Source organism: Streptomyces sp. NPDC056600, assembly GCF_042792855.1.
In the GTDB taxonomy this organism is placed as follows: domain Bacteria; phylum Actinomycetota; class Actinomycetes; order Streptomycetales; family Streptomycetaceae; genus Streptomyces.
Genome location: NZ_JBHTVQ010000002.1, coordinates 61,262 through 78,376, shown reverse-complemented (window position 1 = coordinate 78,376; position 17,115 = coordinate 61,262). Strand labels below are relative to the sequence as shown.

At 71.8% G+C, this 17,115-nt stretch carries 14 protein-coding genes; 2 read left to right on the top strand and 12 right to left on the bottom strand.

The genetic code is table 11. The features are described from left to right. Positions 1 to 72: 72 nt before the first annotated feature. The 9 genes from pssA to ACFRAV_RS01580 all read right to left on the bottom strand — a co-directional run bounded on the left by pssA (position 73) and on the right by ACFRAV_RS01580 (position 11,656). Positions 73 to 855, bottom strand: coding sequence for a CDP-diacylglycerol--serine O-phosphatidyltransferase (gene pssA, locus ACFRAV_RS01620; protein WP_382550671.1), 783 nt, complete (start codon positions 853 to 855; stop codon positions 73 to 75). A 67-nt stretch (positions 856 to 922) separates the two neighbouring features. Next, positions 923 to 1,579, bottom strand: coding sequence for a phosphatidylserine decarboxylase (locus ACFRAV_RS01615; protein WP_351111172.1), 657 nt, complete (start codon positions 1,577 to 1,579; stop codon positions 923 to 925). A 201-nt stretch (positions 1,580 to 1,780) separates the two neighbouring features. Then, entirely contained in the window at positions 1,781 to 2,986 is a 1,206-nt protein-coding gene (locus tag ACFRAV_RS01610; protein ID WP_382550398.1) for an acyl-CoA dehydrogenase family protein, read from the bottom strand. Further along, positions 2,983 to 3,501 (bottom strand): MaoC family dehydratase, encoded by a 519-nt coding sequence (locus ACFRAV_RS01605; protein WP_382550396.1) that lies wholly within the window; start codon positions 3,499 to 3,501, stop codon positions 2,983 to 2,985. Before ACFRAV_RS01605 ends, ACFRAV_RS01610 begins: the two co-directional genes overlap by 4 nt. Positions 3,502 to 3,504: 3 nt before the next feature. Further along, positions 3,505 to 4,476, bottom strand: coding sequence for an HpcH/HpaI aldolase/citrate lyase family protein (locus tag ACFRAV_RS01600; protein ID WP_382550394.1), 972 nt, complete (start codon positions 4,474 to 4,476; stop codon positions 3,505 to 3,507). Continuing rightward, positions 4,473 to 6,500: a protein meaA gene (locus ACFRAV_RS01595; RefSeq protein ID WP_382550392.1), complete on the bottom strand. Its 2,028-nt coding sequence runs from the start codon at positions 6,498 to 6,500 to the stop codon at positions 4,473 to 4,475. The genes ACFRAV_RS01600 and ACFRAV_RS01595 overlap by 4 nt, the downstream gene beginning before the upstream one ends. Positions 6,501 to 6,517: 17 nt before the next feature. Next, a complete protein-coding gene (gene ccrA, locus ACFRAV_RS01590) occupies positions 6,518 to 7,855 on the bottom strand; it encodes a crotonyl-CoA carboxylase/reductase (RefSeq protein WP_382550668.1) in 1,338 nt (445 codons plus the stop codon). 962 nt (positions 7,856 to 8,817) lie between these two features. Continuing rightward, positions 8,818 to 9,636, bottom strand: coding sequence for a TetR family transcriptional regulator (locus ACFRAV_RS01585; protein WP_245967428.1), 819 nt, complete (start codon positions 9,634 to 9,636; stop codon positions 8,818 to 8,820). A gap of 205 nt (positions 9,637 to 9,841) precedes the next feature. Next, positions 9,842 to 11,656 (bottom strand): 3-hydroxyacyl-CoA dehydrogenase family protein, encoded by a 1,815-nt coding sequence (locus ACFRAV_RS01580; protein ID WP_382550390.1) that lies wholly within the window; start codon positions 11,654 to 11,656, stop codon positions 9,842 to 9,844. Positions 11,657 to 12,036: 380 nt separating this feature from the next. Here ACFRAV_RS01580 and ACFRAV_RS01575 point away from each other — a divergent pair, with 380 nt between their 5' ends. Then, positions 12,037 to 12,633 (top strand): HEAT repeat domain-containing protein, encoded by a 597-nt coding sequence (locus ACFRAV_RS01575; RefSeq protein WP_382550388.1) that lies wholly within the window; start codon positions 12,037 to 12,039, stop codon positions 12,631 to 12,633. Here ACFRAV_RS01575 and ACFRAV_RS01570 read toward each other — a convergent pair. The 3 genes from ACFRAV_RS01570 to ACFRAV_RS01560 form a co-directional block, all read right to left on the bottom strand. Continuing rightward, the gene (locus tag ACFRAV_RS01570; RefSeq protein WP_382550386.1) at positions 12,600 to 13,097 is read right to left on the bottom strand and encodes a GNAT family N-acetyltransferase; all 498 of its coding nucleotides are present in this window, start codon (positions 13,095 to 13,097) and stop codon (positions 12,600 to 12,602) included. The genes ACFRAV_RS01575 and ACFRAV_RS01570 overlap by 34 nt on opposite strands. 118 nt (positions 13,098 to 13,215) lie before the next feature. After that, on the bottom strand, positions 13,216 to 14,775 hold the full coding sequence (locus tag ACFRAV_RS01565; protein ID WP_382550384.1) for an alpha/beta hydrolase: 1,560 nt from the start codon (positions 14,773 to 14,775) through the stop codon (positions 13,216 to 13,218). A gap of 562 nt (positions 14,776 to 15,337) precedes the next feature. Further along, complete coding sequence (locus ACFRAV_RS01560; RefSeq protein ID WP_382550382.1) at positions 15,338 to 16,378, bottom strand: Rv2578c family radical SAM protein; 1,041 nt, start codon at positions 16,376 to 16,378, stop codon at positions 15,338 to 15,340. Positions 16,379 to 16,552: 174 nt separating this feature from the next. Here ACFRAV_RS01560 and ACFRAV_RS01555 point away from each other — a divergent pair, with 174 nt between their 5' ends. Continuing rightward, positions 16,553 to 16,993, top strand: coding sequence for an SRPBCC family protein (locus ACFRAV_RS01555; protein ID WP_382550665.1), 441 nt, complete (start codon positions 16,553 to 16,555; stop codon positions 16,991 to 16,993). Positions 16,994 to 17,115 lie beyond the last annotated feature (122 nt).

Below are 17,115 nucleotides of genomic sequence, written 5' to 3'. Positions count from 1 at the left end.
GGAGCCCGGGAACGCCGACGGCCCCCCGAGCCGTGAGGGCTCGGGGGGCCGTACGTCGGGCGAGGGGCGGTGCTACTGGAGCTGGGCCGCTCGGGCCTCGCGACGGTTGTCGCGGAAGTTGTTCACCCGGCGGGCCGTGGCGAACAGCGGGATCACCGCACCCAGCACCAGCTGCAGCGCGCAGCCGGCCTGGAGCAGCAGCTCGCCGGCGGGAGCGCCGACCGCCCAGGCGACCAGCATGCCCATCGAGGCCACGATCCAGATCAGCATCGCCACCGCGGACTTGCCCCGCGGCTTCGGGTACTCGACGCGGCTCACCATCAGCCACGCCGTGCCCAGCACCGCCAGCAGCGTCGCCACGAACGGCAGCTCGAGCAGCACGATGGAGACCACCGTCAGCGCCCCGAAGGGGGACGGCATGCCCTGGAACGTGCCGTTGGGCACCGTCACGATGGAGAACCGCGCAAGCCGCAGCACCACCGCCAGCAGCACCACGATCGCGGCCAGCGCCGCCACCCGCTGATGGGCGTCGTCGGCGACCATGCCGTACACCAGCACGAAGTACGCCGGCGCGAGCCCGAAGCTGATCAGGTCGGACAGGTTGTCCAGCTCCGCGCCCATCGGCGAGGACCGCAGCTTGCGGGCGACCTGGCCGTCGAACAGGTCGAAGATCGCCGCGGCCAGCATCAGGATCACCGCGGTGGCCGCGCTGTGACGGGCCATGCCCGTCTCCTGGCTGCCGGTGAGGTGCGGGATCAGGATGCCGGTGGTGGTGAAGTACACCGCCATGAAGCCGCAGGTCGCGTTGCCGAGGGTGAGCGTGTCGGCTATCGACAGGCGGAGCGACAGAGGCATCTCCTCCTCGTCGCACTCCTCGGCGTGGCCGTCCGCCGAAGGCGACCAGCCGGTACTCGGATCTCGGTCAGTCACGGTCAATTCGAGTCACCCCAGCCACGGTCTTCTGGCCGACCTCGACCGCGACCTCCACCCCGGCCGGGAGGTACAGGTCGACGCGCGAGCCGAACCGGATGAGACCGATCCGCTCGCCCTGCTCGACCTTGGTCCCCTGCGGGATGTAGGGCACGATGCGGCGGGCCACCGCGCCGGCGATCTGGATCATCTCGATGTCGCCGAGCTCGGTGTCGAAGTGCCAGACGACGCGCTCGTTGTTCTCGCTCTCCTTGTTGAAAGCGGGGACGAACCCACCCGGCACGTGCTCGACCGACGTCACGGTGCCGGCCAGCGGCGCGCGGTTGACGTGGACGTTGAGCGGGCTCATGAAGATGGCGACGCGGGTGCGGCCGTCCTTCCAGGGCATGATGCTCTGCACCACGCCGTCGGCGGGCGAGATCACGCGGCCCTGCGTGATCTCACGCTCCGGGTCACGGAAGAACCACAGCATGCCCGCCGCGAGAGCGGTGGCGGGCACGGCGACGGCCTTGGCCGCGCCGGAACGGCGCGCCCGGAGCAGGCTGAGCGCGGCCGTGGCGACCGTCGGCGCGAGCCACGGCGACGCTCCCCGCGCGAGCCGGGTGCCGGCGATGCTGTCGCGGTGTGCAGAGTCTTGGCTGTGGGGCATGGAAGACCTTCGTAGCGGGATGGTGCCGCGCTGCAGTTCTGGGGACGGCGGCTTTCCGGAATCGTACCGGGCGGGCACTGCAACTGGGCAAGCCAGAAGCCGAGTCGAGCGCCGGGAGCGCTGACGGGGTGTGATCTTCTTCTCGAAGAAAACACCCCGTAGCGGGACAATCGACCGGGCTGCGACCGGAACTCTTCGGAATCAGCCCTGGAAGCGGTACTCCTCGAGGAGCCTGCGTCCAATGATCATCTTCTGGATTTCTGCGGTGCCTTCACCGATGAGCAGCATCGGAGCCTCTCGGTAGAGGCGCTCGATCTCGTACTCCTTCGAGAAGCCGTAGCCGCCGTGGATCCGGAAGGCATCCTCCACGACCTCCTTGCAGTATTCGCTGGCGAGGTATTTCGCCATCCCTGCCTCGAGGTCGTTTCGTTCCCCGGAGTCCTTTTTGCGGGCTGCATTAACCATCATCGCATGAGCCGCTTCGACCTTGGTGGCCATTTCGGCCAATTTGAACTGGATCGCCTGGTGCTGGGCGATCGGCTTGCCGAAGGTGTGACGCTGCTGGGCGTACTGCACGCCCAGCTCGAACGCACGCTGTGCGACGCCACAGCCACGGGCCGCCACATTGACGCGCCCGACCTCGACGCCGTCCATCATCTGGTAGAAGCCGCGGCCGGTTTTGCCACCCAGTACCCGATTGGCCGGAATTCGCAGGCCGTCCATGATGAGCTCGGTGGTGTCGACCCCCTTGTAGCCCATCTTGTCGATCTTCCCGGGGATGGTCAGCCCGGGAAGGACCTCGCCGAAGCCGGCCGGCTTCTCGACGAGGAAGGTCGTCATCGACTTGTGCGCCGCGGTGCCCTCGGGGTGTCCTTCGTCACTCTTCACCAGCACGGCGACGAGCGTGGACGTTCCGCCGTTGGTGAGCCACATCTTCTGCCCGGTGAGGACGAAGTCGTCGCCCTCGCGGACCGCCTTGGACGTGATGGCCGACACGTCCGAGCCGAGCGCCGGCTCCGACATCGAGAAGGCGCCGCGGATCTCGCCGGCCGCCATCCGCGGAAGGAAGTAGTCCTTCTGCTCCTCGGTGCCGTGCTGCTTGAGCATGTAGGCGACGATGAAATGGGTGTTGATGATGCCGGAGACCGACATCCAGCCCCGGGCGATCTCCTCCACGCACAGCGCGTAGGTCAGGAGCGACTCGCCCAGGCCCCCGTACTCCTCGGGGATCATCAGCCCGAACAGGCCGAGTTCCTTCAGGCCGTCGACGATCGCCTGCGGGTACTCGTCGCGGTGCTCCAGCTGCGTGGCGACCGGGATGATCTCCTTGTCCACGAAGTCCCTGACCGTGGACAGGATCTCCTGCTGGACGTCGGTCAGACCGTGGGTCCGGGCGAGGCGGCTCATCCCTTGGACTCCTTCTCCTTCAGCTCGGGCCGGCCGGGCTGCTCGCCGCCGCGCTCCTTGATGTACGTCTCGGTCGGCACCATCACCTTGCGGCGGAAGACGCAGACCAGGGTGCCGTCCTGCTTGTAGCCCTTGGTCTCCACGTACACGATGCCGCGGTCGTCCTTGGACTTCGACGGCCACTTGTCGAGCACGGTGGTCTGGCCGTAGATCGTGTCGCCGTGGAAGGTCGGCGCCACGTGCTTGAGCGACTCGATCTCCAGGTTGGCGATCGCCTTGCCCGAGACGTCCGGCACCGACATGCCGAGCAGCAGCGAGTAGACGTAGTTGCCCACCACGACGTTCTTGCCGAAGTCGGTCGTCTTCTCCGCGTAGTTGCCGTCCATGTGGAGCGGGTGGTGGTTCATGGTGAGGAGACAGAAGAGGTGGTCGTCGTACTCGGTGACCGTCTTGCCCGGCCAGTGCTTGTACGTCGCCCCGACCTCGAACTCCTCGTAGGTGCGCCCGAACTGCATGGCTCAGCCCTCCGGGATCTCGAACTTGCTGGTGCGCTCGAGCCCGGCCGCACGGCCCTTGCCCGCGACGACCAGCGCCATCTTCCGGCTCGCCTCGTCGATCATCTCGTCGCCGAGCATCGCCGAGCCCTTCTTGCCGCCGGCCTCGGACGTGCAGTACTCGTACGCGTCCAGGATCAGTTCGGCGTGGTCGTAGTCCTCCTGCGAGGGGGAGAAGACCTCGTTGGCGGCGTCCACCTGGCCCGGGTGCAGCACCCACTTGCCGTCGAAGCCCAGCGCCGCGGCCCGGCCGGCCACCTCGCGGAAGCCGTCCACGTTGCGGATCTGCAGGTAGGGGCCGTCGATCGCCTGAAGGTCGTTGGCGCGGGCCGCCATCAGGATCTTCATCAGGATGTAGTGGTACGCGTCGGCGCCGTAGCCGGGCGGCTGCTCGCCCACCACCAGGGTCTTCATGTTGATGGAGGCCATGAAGTCGGCGGGGCCGAAGATGATGGTCTCCAGGCGCGGCGAGGCCTCGGCGATCGCGTTGACGTTGTTCAGGCCCTGGGCGTTCTCGATCTGCGCCTCGATGCCGATCCGGCCGACCTCGAAGCCCATCGTCTTCTCGATCTGGGTCAGCAGGAGGTCCAGCGCGACGACCTGCTCGGCGTTCTGCACCTTGGGCAGCATGATGCAGTCCAGGTTCGGGCCGGCGCCCTCGACGACCGTCACCACGTCGCGGTAGGTCCACTCGGTGGTCCAGTCGTTGACCCGGACCACGCGGGTCTTGCCCGTCCAGTCGCCCTCGTTGAGGAACTTGACGATGGTGTGCCGGGCCTCCGGCTTGGCCAGCGGCGCGCAGGCGTCCTCCAGGTCCAGGAAGACCTGGTCCGCGGGCAGCCCCTGGGCCTTCTCCAGGAAGCGCGGGTTGGAGCCGGGAACGGCCAGGCAGGAGCGCCGCGGACGCAGGCGGTTCACGGGCTGGGGCGCGGTCATGCGGGGACCTCCAGGGGGTCGAGCTTGTTGGCCTTGCGGATCTCGTCGACGATACGGCCGATGATCGTGGTGATGTCGAAGTCCTTCGGGGTGAACACGGCGGCCACCCCGGCGGACCGGAGCTGCTCGGCGTCCGCGCCCGGGATGATGCCGCCGGCGATCACCGGGATGTCGTCGGCGCCGGCGGTGCGCAGCCGGGTCAGGACGTCCGGCACCAGCTGGGCGTGCGAGCCGGACAGGATGGACAGGCCGACCGCGTGCACGTCCTCGGCGAGGGCCGCGTCCACGATCTGCTCCGGGGTCAGCCGGATGCCCTGGTAGACCACCTCGAAGCCGGCGTCGCGGGCCCGCACGGCGATCTGCTCGGCGCCGTTGGAGTGCCCGTCCAGGCCCGGCTTGCCGACCAGGAAGCGCAGCTTGCCCGCGCCCAGGTCGCGGGCGGTGGCCTCGACCCGGCGGCGGACCTCGGCCAGCCCGGTGCCGTCCTCGGCCGCCACCGCCACCGGGGCGGACGAGACGCCGGTGGGCGCCCGGTACTCACCGAACACCTCCCGCAGCGCTCCCGCCCACTCCCCGGTGGTCGCCCCCGCACGGGCGCATTCGAGGGTGGCTTCCATGAGGTTGTCCTTGCCGCGTGCCGCCTGCTTCAGCCGCTCCAGCGCCTTGCACGGACGCGGGTGGTTGAACGGCGGCTGGTAGCGGGTGTCCCGCCATGCCTGCAGCGAGGAGATCACCCGGGCCTCGACGGCCGGGTCGACCGTCTGGATCGCCGTGTCCAGGTCCGCGGTGAGCGGGCTGGGCTCGGTCGACTCGAAGACGTTCACGCCGACGATCCTGTCGTGCCCCGCCTCGATCCGCGCACGGCGCTCCGCGTGCGAGGCGACCAGCTGCGACTTGAGGTAGCCCGACTCCACGGCGGCCATCGCGCCGCCCATCTCCTGGATCCGGTCCATCTCCGCCCAGGACGCCTCGACCAGCTCGGCGACCTTGGCCTCGATCACCGTCGAGCCCTCGAAGATGTCGCCGTACTCCAGCAGGTCGCTCTCGTAGGCGAGCACCTGCTGGATCCGCAGCGACCACTGCTGGTCCCACGGCCGGGGCAGGCCCAGCGCCTCGTTCCAGGCCGGCAGCTGCACGGCGCGGGCCCGGGCGTCCTTGGAGAGGGTGACGGCCAGCATCTCCAGCACGATCCGCTGGACGTTGTTCTCCGGCTGCGCCTCGGTCAGACCGAGCGAGTTGACCTGGACGCCGTACCGGAAGCGCCGCTGCTTGGCGTCCTCGATGCCGTACCGCTCACGGGTGACGCGGTCCCAGATGCGGGTGAAGGCCCGCATCTTGCACATCTCCTCGACGAAGCGGACGCCGGCGTTCACGAAGAACGAGATCCGGGCGACCACGTCGCCGAACTTCTCCTCGGGCACCTGGCCGCTGTCGCGGACCGCGTCCAGGACGGCGATCGCCGTGGACATCGCGTAGGCGATCTCCTGGACCGGGGTGGCCCCCGCCTCCTGCAGGTGGTAGCTGCAGATGTTGATCGGGTTCCACTTCGGCATGTGGGTGACCGTGTAGGTGATCAGGTCCGTGGTCAGCCGCAGCGAGGGCCCGGGCGGGAAGACGTGCGTCCCCCGGGACAGGTACTCCTTGACGATGTCGTTCTGGGTGGTGCCCTGGAGGGCCGCGACCTCCGCGCCCTGCTCCTCGGCGACGACCTGGTAGAGCGCCAGCAGCCACATGGCGGTGGCGTTGATGGTCATCGAGGTGTTCATCTTCTCGAGGGGGATGTCCTCGAAGAGACGGCGCATGTCGCCGACGTGGGCCACCGGCACCCCGACCCGGCCGACCTCGCCGCGGGCGAGGACGTGGTCGGAGTCGTAACCGGTCTGGGTGGGCAGGTCGAACGCCACCGACAGGCCGGTCTGCCCCTTGGCGAGGTTGCGCCGGTACAGCTCGTTGGACGCCTCGGCCGTCGAGTGGCCGGCGTACGTCCGCATCAGCCACGGACGGTCCTTCTGACGCTCTGACATCTGTCGTCCGCCGTTTCTCAGACGTTCCGGAAGCGGTTGATCGCGTCGAGGTGCTGGGCGCGCATCTCGTGGTCGCGGACGCCCAGGCCCTCCTCCGGGGCCAGGCACAGCACGCCGACCTTGCCCTGGTGCAGGTTGCGGTGGACGTCGTAGGTCGCCTGTCCGGTCTCCTCCAGGCTGTACGTCTTCGACAGCGTCGGGTGGATCTTGCCCTTGGCGATCAGGCGGTTGGCCTCCCACGCCTCGCGGTAGTTGGCGAAGTGCGAGCCGATGATCCGCTTGAGCGACATCCACAGGTAGCGGTTGTCGTACTGGTGCATGTAGCCGGAGGTGGAGGCGCAGGTGGTGATGGTGCCGCCCTTGCGGGTGACGAAGACCGAGGCGCCGAAGGTCTCCTTGCCGGGGTGCTCGAAGACGATGTCGATGTCCTCGCCGCCGGTGAGCTCGCGGATGCGCTTGCCGAAGCGCTTCCACTCCTTCGGGTCCTGGGTGTTCTCGTCCTTCCAGAACCGGTAGTCCTCGGCCGCGCGGTCGATGATCAGCTCGGCGCCCATGGAGCGGCAGATCTCCGCCTTCTCCGGCGAGGAGACCACGCAGATCGGGGTGGCGCCGCCGGCCAGCGCGAACTGCGTGGCGTAGGAGCCGAGACCGCCGCTGGCGCCCCAGATCAGGACGTTGTCGCCCTGCTTCATGTTGGCGCCGTTGCCGGAGACCAGCTGCCGGTAGGCGGTGGAGTTGACCAGGCCGGGGGAGGCGGCCTCCTCCCAGCTCAGGTGGTCCGGCTTGGGCATCAGCTGGTTCGACTTGACCAGCGCGATCTCGGCGAGACCGCCGAAGTTGGTCTCGAAGCCCCAGATCCGCTGCTCGGGGTCGAGCATCGTGTCGTTGTGGCCGTCGGAGGACTCCAGCTCGACGCTGAGGCAGTGCGCGACGACCTCGTCGCCGGGCCGCCAGGCGTTCACGCCGGGGCCGGTGCGCAGGACGACGCCGGCCAGGTCGGAGCCGATGATGTGGTACGGCAGGTCGTGGCGCTTGGTCAGCTCGCTGACCTTGCCGTAGCGCTCCAGGAAGCCGAAGGTCGACAGCGGCTCGAAGATGGACGTCCACACCGAGTTGTAGTTGACCGAGGAGGCCATCACGGCCACCAGGGCCTCGCCCGGGCCGAGTTCCGGCAGGGGGACGTCGTCCAGGTGCAGGGACTTGCGGGGGTCCTTGTCGCGGGTCGCGAGGCCTGCGAACATCTCCGTCTCGTCCTTGTGCACGGTGATCGCGCGGTACGACTCGGGGAGCGGGAGGGCGGCGAAGTCCTCCGACGAGGCGTTCTGCGACTGGATCGCGTCCAGGATGTCCTTCACGGTCACGGTGTTGCCTCCGGCGACGGGCGCCCGCCTGAGGGGCGCAGAGGGTACGTCGGTGCTGCGGGTGTGGTGCGGTGCTGAGGGTGTGGTGCCGTCGGTTCGGCGGGTGGTGCGGCAGCGCGTGGTGGCGCGGGGATGCCTGGGGATGCCTGTGACGCAGGCGTCCGGACGCGCGTGGCCGTGGAGCCGTGCGGGGACACCCGGCGCACGGTTCGTGTGGTGCGCCGGCCGTCCGGACACCCACAACGTATGGCACGGCGTGACGGTTGACAAGGCACTGAGTGCCATGAGTTCCGCTCAGGTGAAAACTTTGCCATTCAGGTGAGCGATGATCGATCAGAGGGGGTGGAGGCGGCGCTCCCGATCGATGATCGATCAGCTCTCACAAGGGGGTTTGTGGTGTGGGGCGGGGGAGAGGCGCGGGGCGGGTCGGTGCCGCATTGCCCCTTCGCAGGGCGGCTGCGAGCCTTGCGGCCCTCTCTGCGGTGACCCGTTGACCTTCGCGCGTGACACTCGGTGCCACCCCTTGGTCAACGGGGTGCCTGCTCACGCGTCCCCCCCGCCTGCGGGCAATCGTGCCGCTGGGCGGCACGGGTGGGCACAGGGCCCCACGTCCTCGCGGGACGGTTCGCTCCACGCCGCGTAAGGCCCTCCGGGAAGGGGGCGGGCCGAGGGATCCGAACGGGTGCTGTCCGCCGGGGCTCAGCCCTGTGCTGCGGGTGCCGGGCGTGCGGTGCCGTCGGTTTGCGCTCGGTGGAACGAACCGCTTGCCGCGGAGGCTGGGCCTGCGCCCGCCCGTGCCGCCCCCTGGGCGGCCCAGCCGCCCGCAGGGGGTGGGCGGGTGTCCGCAGAAGAGCCGGAGAGGCGGCGAGGAGAGAGGGGACGCAGGGCTGCGGTCTCGTTGGAGCGGAGGGTTGGGCGGGTGTGGGGAGAGGGAGCCGGCCCCCGACGGAGGGGAGTCAGGGGCGGTCGCGGAGGGCCTTTTCGATGGTGTGCATGATCTCGTCGAGGGGGGCGTCGACGCGGGCGACGGTGACGAGGACCTCGCCGGAGGCGGAGACGGACGCGGCGTCGGGGGAGACCTGCCCCGCGCCGTCCCGCCCCGCACCGATGCCCCGTCCGAACGTCCGCCGCACGATCGCGAAGGCGTGGTCCAGCTGCCGCTCCACGTCCCCCTGCCCGTCGGCCCGCAGCCACCGCCGCAGCACGTGGTTGTGGGCCGTGACGACCGCGGACGCCGCCACCTCCGCCAGCAGCGGGTCGTCGTTCGCGTCGTCAGCGTGGGCCTTCTCGTCGAAGTGCCCGAGCAGGTAGCGGGTGAACAGCCGCTCGTAGCGGGCGACCGAGGCGATCTCCGCCTCGCGCAGCGTCGGCACCTCACGGGTCAGCTTGTAGCGGGCCACCGACACCTCGGGGTGGGCCGCGTACATCCGCATGACCTCCTTGATGCCCCGGCACACCGTGTCCAGCGGATGCTCGTGCGCGGGGGCCGCCTTCAGCACCGCCTCCGCCCGGACCAGCGTGTCGTCGTGGTCGGGGAAGATCGCCTCCTCCTTCGACCGGAAGTGGCGGAAGAAGGTGCGGCGGGCCACGCCGGCCGCCGCCGCGATCTCGTCGACGGTGGTCGCCTCGTACCCCTTGGTGGCGAACAGCTCCATGGCCGCCGCCGCCAGCTCGCGGCGCATTTTGAGCCGCTGGGCCGCGGCCCGGCTGCCCGCGGCGCTCTCCGGGGCGTCGGCCGCGGCGGGGGTACGTGTCGACTTGGCGGGGTGGGACATGCCCTGAACGTACTGCATCCGGGCAGCCCGGTGTACGCGCGTCCCGCTTCCCCGGCCGGGGGTGGACGGGGAAGCGGGAGCGGGGCCCGGCGGAACGGGCGGTGCCGCCGGGTCCGACAGGGGGAAGCCGGGCCGCTCGAGCAGGCCTCCCCAGTCCCCGGGGGACCCAGGGTCCCCCGGGGCGCCGTCGGGGCGCGGGCGGGGCTCAGCGCCGGGCATATTCGCGGAAGCCGCGGCCCGTCTTCCGGCCCAGGCAGCCCGCGGCCACCAGGTGCTCCAGGAGCGGCGCCGGGGCCAGGCCCGGGTCGCGGAACTCGCGGTGCAGCACCTTCTCGATGGCCAGCGAGACGTCCAGCCCGACCACGTCCAGCAGCTCGAACGGGCCCATCGGGTAGCCGCCGCCCAGCTTCATCGCGGCGTCGATGTCGTCCAGCGTCGCGTAGTGCTCCTGGACCATCTTCACCGCGTTGTTGAGGTACGGGAACAGCAGCGCGTTGACGATGAAGCCGGCCCGGTCGCCGCAGTCCACCGGGTGCTTGCGGATCGTGCGGCAGACCTCGAGGACGGTGGCGTGCACGTCGTCGTCGGTGAGGACGGTGCGGACCACCTCGACCAGCTTCATCGCCGGGGCCGGGTTGAAGAAGTGCATGCCGATCACGTCGCGCGGGCGGGAGGTGGCCCGGGCGCAGGCGACCACCGGCAGCGAGGAGGTGGTCGTGGCCAGGACCGCGCCCGGCTTGCAGACCTTGTCCAGCGCGGCGAACAGCTGCCGCTTGACCTCGAGGTCCTCGGCGACGGCCTCGACGGCCAGGTCGACGTCGGCGAAGGCGTCGTAGGAGCCGGCCGGGGTGATCCGGTCCAGGGTCTGCGCGGCCGTCTCGGCCGTCATCCGGCCCCGGTCCACCGAGCGGGCCAGCGACTTGCCGATCCGCGTCTTGGCGACGGTCGCCTTCTCCTCGCTGCGGGCGGCGAGGACGACCTCGTAGCCGGCCTTGGCGAAGACCTCGGCGATGCCGGAGGCCATGGTGCCGGAGCCCGCGACGCCCACCGAGCGCACCGGACGGCCCGCGCCGGCCTCGGCGTCCTGGCGAGGGGTGAGCGCGTCCGCGACGACGGTGGCGGAGCCGGGCGCCTCGTAGGTGTAGAAACCGCGGCCGGACTTGCGGCCGTTGAGCCCGGCGTCGCTGAGCTGGCGCAGGATCGGCGCGGGGGCGTGCAGCCGGTCGCGGGACTCCTGGTACATCGCCTCCAGCACGGTGCGGGCGGTGTCGACGCCGATCAGGTCCAGCAGCGCCAGCGGGCCCATCGGCAGGCCGCAGCCGAAACGCATCGCCGCGTCGATGTCCTCGCGGGAGGCGTACCGGGACTCGTACATCGCGGCGGCCTGGTTGAGGTAGCCGAACAGCAGGCCGTCGGCGACGAATCCGGGCCGGTCGCCGACCTTCACCGGCTCCTTGCCCAGCTCCAGGGCCAGGTCGGTCACGGCGGTGACGGCGGCCGGCGCGGTGAGCACCGAGGAGACGATCTCGACCAGCTTCATCGCGGGCGCCGGGTTGAAGAAGTGCAGGCCCAGGACCCGCTCGGGACGGGCCGAGTCGGCGGCGAGCCGGGTCACCGACAGGGCGTTGGTGCCGGTCGCCAGGATCGTGTCCGGGCGGACGATGCCGTCCAGGGCGCGGAAGACGCCCTGCTTGACGTCGTAGGACTCCGGGGCCACCTCGATCACCAGGTCGGCGGGGGCGGCGTCGGCCAGGTCGGCGGAGGTGCGCAGCCGGGCCAGGACCTGCTCGCGCTCGTCCTCGGTGAGCTTGCCCTTGGCGACGGAGCGGGCGGTGGAGGTCTCCAGCGCCGCAGTGGCGCGGGCGGCGGCCTGCGGGTCGACGTCGATGCCGACGACCTCGCGGCCGGCCCGGGCGAGGATCTCGGCGATGCCCGAGCCCATGGTGCCGAGGCCCACCACGGCGACGGTCCGCAGGGTGGAGGCGCTGTCGGAGGGGGACAGGGAAGAGGGAGCGGCCATGACGGACTCCAGGAAGGCGTGAGGTGACGGCTGGAACGCGACGCCGGCGGCGACGAAGGCCGAGGGGCGTGCGGGGATGAGGAGTCGGCGAGGTCGACGGCGACCTGCCGGGTCGTGCGGGCGTGCCTGTGTCCGACCGGTCCTGTCCCGGGACCGGGTCGTGCGGCGTTGCCGCGGGTACCGCCGTACGGGAAGTACGCGGGGGTACCGAACCGACTGCGCTCGCGGCGGCTGCGTCACCAGGCCGCTGCGAGGGGCGCGAGGGGTAGCTCGCTCGTATGAGCTTAACCGGCCAGTAGTGAGCGCGCCAGACCGTGCGGCGTGTTCGGGTGTGTGATCCGGCTCCCACGGGGCCGGGTGATTTGCGTAGGGTTGGGTGAGTGAACGACGACGAGGGTCAACTCGCGCTGTTGGAAACCCGGTTGCGGGCCGAGTCCGGAGGAGGGTTCGCCCACCGGCGGCTGGTGTCCGACGCCGGGCCCGAGGAGCTCGCCGAGGTGCTGAGCGAGCCCGGGCACCCGTTGTGGGCGGTGGAGCTGGCGGCCTTCCGGCTCTCGCTGGCCGGTGACGGCCGGGCGTTCGAGCCGCTGGTGCTGCTGCTCAACCACCGGGACCCGCCGCGCTGCGCCTCGGCGGCCTACGCGCTGGCCCGGCTGGGAGACGCGCGCACCGCGCGGGCGGCGGCCGCGCTCGCCACCAACGAACTGCGCGTCGGCTACGCCCTCCACCCGGTCCGGCTGCTGGTCGCCCTGCGGGCGCCCGAGGCGGTGCCCGCGCTGGTGACGGTGCTGGAGCGGCGGCTGTCCGCGGTACGCGACCCGCACCGCGAGGTGGCGCTGGCCTGCGTCGAGGGGCTCGGCGAGCTCCGGGACCCGCGCGGGCGCGCGGTGCTGGAACGGGCCCTCGGCCGGGCGGAACTGGCGGAGGCGGCCCGCGCCGCCCTTCAGTCGCTGGACTCCGCCCCGGGCCGGACGTAGCGGACCTCGGGGACGTCCACGCCGTCCACCGTGTAGGGCTCCTCGGCGCCGTCGGGGGCGAAGCCGTGGCGCTCGTAGAAGGCGCGGGCGGAGGCGTTGCCGCGCACCACCCAGAGGTAGGTGTCGCCCTCGGCGGGCAGGCACGCGCGCAGCAGGGCGCTGCCGAGCCCGGCGCGGTGGTGCGCCGGGTCCACGTAGAGCGTGTAGAGCTCCCAGCCCGGTTCGGGGTCGCGGTTCGGGCCGAGGCAGGCCCAGCCGGCGACCTGCCCGTCGCGCTCGGCGACCAGGTTGACGACGCCGGGGCGGGCGCCCTCCAGGAGCGTGCGGTGGTGCTCGGTGGCGGCGACCGGGTCCATCCGGTCCAGGTACGCCTGCGGCATCAGTCCCGTGTAGGCGTGCCGCCATCCGGCTATCCGCACCTCGGCGACGCGCGCGCAGTCGTCGGCCGTCATCTCTCTGATCATCCGGCCATGATGCCCCGCCCGCCGGGCGGCCTGCTTCCGCTTTTCGCCCCGCCCCGGGGGCCGCGGGGGCCGCGCGGGTACGGCCGGCTGCCGCACCCGCGCTGCTCGTGCCGTCCGGTCAGGGGCGGGGGAGCGGCCAGGGGTGGGGCGGGGCGGCGGTCCGGGTGGCCGCCTGGGCGGGCTTCGGGTCGGGCAGGGCCGGGCAGGTGGCGTCCGCCTCGCCGGACGGACGGCGCGGGACGGTGCCGTCGGTGAGGTAGGCCGCCAGGTGCCGGTCGAGGCACTTGTTGCCCGAGAGGGTGACGCCGTGGTTGCCGCCGCCCTCCTCGACCACCAGCGAGGAGCCGCGCAGCAGCCGGTGCGTGCGGACAGCCCCGGCGTACGGCGTCGCCGCGTCCCCGGTCGCCTGGAAGATCAGGACCGGCGGGGCCTTGTGGTTGGTGACGTCCACGGGCCGCCGCAGGCCCTGCGTGGGCCAGAAGGCGCACGGCGCGTTGTACCAGGCGTTGCTCCAGGTCATGAACCGCGCCTTCTCGTGCACCGCCCAGTTGTCGGCGCGCCACCGCCCCCACTCCCGGGGCCAGCGGGCGTCGCGGCACATCACCGCCGTGTAGACGCTGTAGCCGTTGTCCCCGGCGGCGTCGACCGCGCCGACCGTCCGGTAGGCCTCCACCAGCGGGGCGGCCTGCTTCTTCACCGCGTAGGCGGAGAACACCCGTGCCAGCAGCGGCCAGTAGCCGTTGTGGTAGCCGCCCGGGAGGAAGAGATCCTCCAGCTCCGCCGGGCCGACCACGCCCTGGGCGGGCTTCGCGGCGACCGCCGCGCGCATCGCGTACCACTTCGCCTCGACCCGGGCGGCGTCGGCGCCGAGCCCGTACACGGCGTCGTGCCGCGCCACCCAGGTCATGAAGGCGCGGTGCCGGTCCTCGAAGGCGATGTCCTGCTGGAGGTTGTTCTCGTACCAGATCCCGGTGGGGTCGACCACGGAATCGAGCACCATCCGCCGCACCCGGTCGGGGTACAGCTTGGCGTACACGGAGCCCAGGTAGGTGCCGTAGGAGTAGCCCAGGTAGTTGATCTTCTTCGCGCCGAGCGCGCGCCGGATCACGTCGAGGTCTTTCGCCGCGCTCACCGTGTCGACGTACGGCAGCAGGTCCCCGTGCTTCCTGCCGCAGGCGGCGGCGAAGGCCCGGGCCCGGTCGAGATTGACCTTCTCCAGCGCGGCGGTGGCCGGCACCGGGTCCGGGCGGACCGGGTCGGAGTAGCCGGGCACGCAGTCGAGCGCGGGCCGCGACCTCCCGACGCCCCGGGGGTCGAAGCCGACGACGTCGTAGCGCGCGGCCACGGACGCGGGGAGCCCGGAGGCGACGACGGGGGCGAGGCCCACCCCGCTGCCGCCGGGGCCGCCGGGGTTGACCAGCAGCGGGCCGAGCGACTTCTTCGCCGTGTGCGGGACGCGGGACAGGGCCAGGGTGATCTTCCGGCCGCCCGGGGCGGCGTGGTTCAGCGGCACCTTCACGGTGGCGCACTGGAGCCGGGGCGCGTCCTCGGTGGCGCACTTCTTCCAGCTCAGCCCCGGCGCGGCGGGCACCGGAGCGGCCTGCGCCGGCGGTACGGCGGTGAGGGCCGAGGCCAGCGCGACGGCGGTGCCGCACAGGACGGCGACGCGTTTCTTCATCAGTCTCCCCGGGGTCGGCGGTCCGTGCGTGCCACGGGCCCAGGGCGCATCGTGCCGCCGGAAGGGGGAGGAAGAGCGTGTTTCGGGCCAGATTGACCCCTTCGGGTCGCGACCGTGCCGCCGGGCGGGGCACCGCGCGGGCGGGGGAGGGTCCGGCCCGCGGGTTCCGTGGCCGGGCCTCGGCACGGAGCCCGCGTGCGTGCGGGTCCGGCCCGTGCGAGAGCGCGTGTGCGGTTCCGGCTGGTGCGGCGAGGAGCGCGCGTGCGTGCGCGTCGCGTGCGGGTCGGTCCGGCCCGGGGGAGCCCGCCGCGTCCGGCGCGGAGCGCGTGTGCGGTTCCGGCAGGTGCGGCGCGGGGCCGGCAGCGTCGGCGTTCGCGCATCCGGCCCGGAGACGGCCGTACGAGTGCGGGTCGGTGCGGCGCGGCGCGTATGTGCGTGCGGGGCCGGTCCGGTGCGGAGCCCGCCACTCCCGGGGGTGGGTGTCCGGTGCAGAGACCGCGTCGGGTGAGCCCGTTCGGTCCGGAGGCCCCCCGCGTTCGTGAAGGCCGCCCGGGAGCCCCGTTCAGAGCAGCGAGAGCTGCACCGGGCCCTCCGCGTCGGCGGCGCCCTCGGCGGCCGGCCGTGCGGGACGGATGCGGCGGCGGGCCGCTCCGCCCTCGGGGCCGATGCCGTACTCCCGGGCCAGCTCGTGCACCTGGCGGGTGATCTGCCGCTGGTACCAGGTCGGCGCGTACGCCCCGCCCGCGTACATCCGCTCGTAGCGCCCCACCAGTTCCGGGTGGTGCTCGGCCAGCCAGGCCATGTACCACTCGCGCGCCCCGGGCCGCAGGTGCAGCACCAGCGGGGTCACCGAGCTCGCGCCGGCCTCCGCGATCGCCCGGACCGTGGCGCGCAGCTGGTCGGGCCGGTCGCCGAGGAAGGGGATCACCGGGGCCATCAGCACCCCGCAGTCGATGCCGTGCTCGGCGAGCGTGCGGATCACGTCCAGCCGGCGCTCGGGCGCGGGCGTCCCGGGCTCGACGGTGCGCCACAGCTCCCTGTCGACGAACCCGACCGAGACGTTCACGCCCACGTCGGTGACCTCGGCCGCCTGCTCCAGCAGTTCGAGGTCGCGCAGGATCAGCGTGCCCTTGGTCAGGATGGAGAACGGGTTCGCGTGGTCGCGCAGCGCCGCGATGATCCCCGGCATCAGGCGGTAACGGCCCTCGGCGCGCTGGTAGCAGTCGACGTTGGTGCCCATCGCGATGTGCTCGCCGTGCCAGGACCGGGAGGCCAGCTTGGCGCGCACCAGCTCGGGGGCGTTCAGCTTCACCACGATCTGTGAGTCGAAGCCGAGACCCGTGTCGAGGTCCAGGTAGCTGTGCGTCTTGCGGGCGAAGCAGTAGACGCAGGCGTGGGTGCAGCCGCGGTACGGGTTCACCGTCCACTCGAACGGCATCCGGGACGCGCCCGGCACCCGGTTCACGATGGACCGCGCCCTGATCTCGTGGAAGGTGACGCCTCGGAACTCCGGGGTGTCGAAGGTCCGGGTGGTCACCGAGTCCGCCCCGAACAGGGCGGGGTCCGTCCGGCCGGACTCCGGCGTGAGGTTCTCCCAGCGCATGCAGGCCTCGCTTCGGTCGTGTCGAACAGCGATAATAGAACACGTGTTCCCTTGATCGTGCGATCGGCACCTGGCGGGACGCCCCGGCGGCGACGGGCAGCCGATTTGGCGGGCGTGTGCGGGGGTGGTTTGCTGACGCCGGACGTGCTGGATCCCCAGGAGCTGGAGGAAGCGATGGCGCAGGTGGAGGCCACGACCGAGCGGGTCGTCGCGGCGAACGCGCAGGAGGTGTACGCCGCTCTCGCGGACTACGAGGGCACGCGCGCCAAGCTGCTGCCCGAGCAGTACAGCGAGTACGAGGTGCGCGAGGGCGGCAAGGGCGCGGGCACCCTCGTGCACTGGAAGCTGCAGGCGACCAAGAAGCGGGTGCGCGACTGCCTCCTGGAGGTGACCGAGCCGTCCGCCGGGGAGCTCGCCGAGACGGACCGCAACTCCTCCATGGTCACCACCTGGCGGGTCACCCCGGCCGGCGAGGGGTCGTCCCGGGTGGTCGTCAGCACGGTCTGGAACGGTGCGGGCGGGATCGGCGGCTTCTTCGAGAAGACCTTCGCCCCCAAGGGTCTCGCCCGGATCCACGACGCCGTCCTCGCGCGGCTGGCCTCCGAGGTGGAGTGACCTCCGCCGCGGCGCACACCGCGGCGCCGTCGTCGGGCCCGCCCCGGGGGACCCGGCCGGGCGGGACGGGCACACCCCCCGCGGGGAGGCCCCAGTGGCCCCACCGGTACGAGGTAGATGGG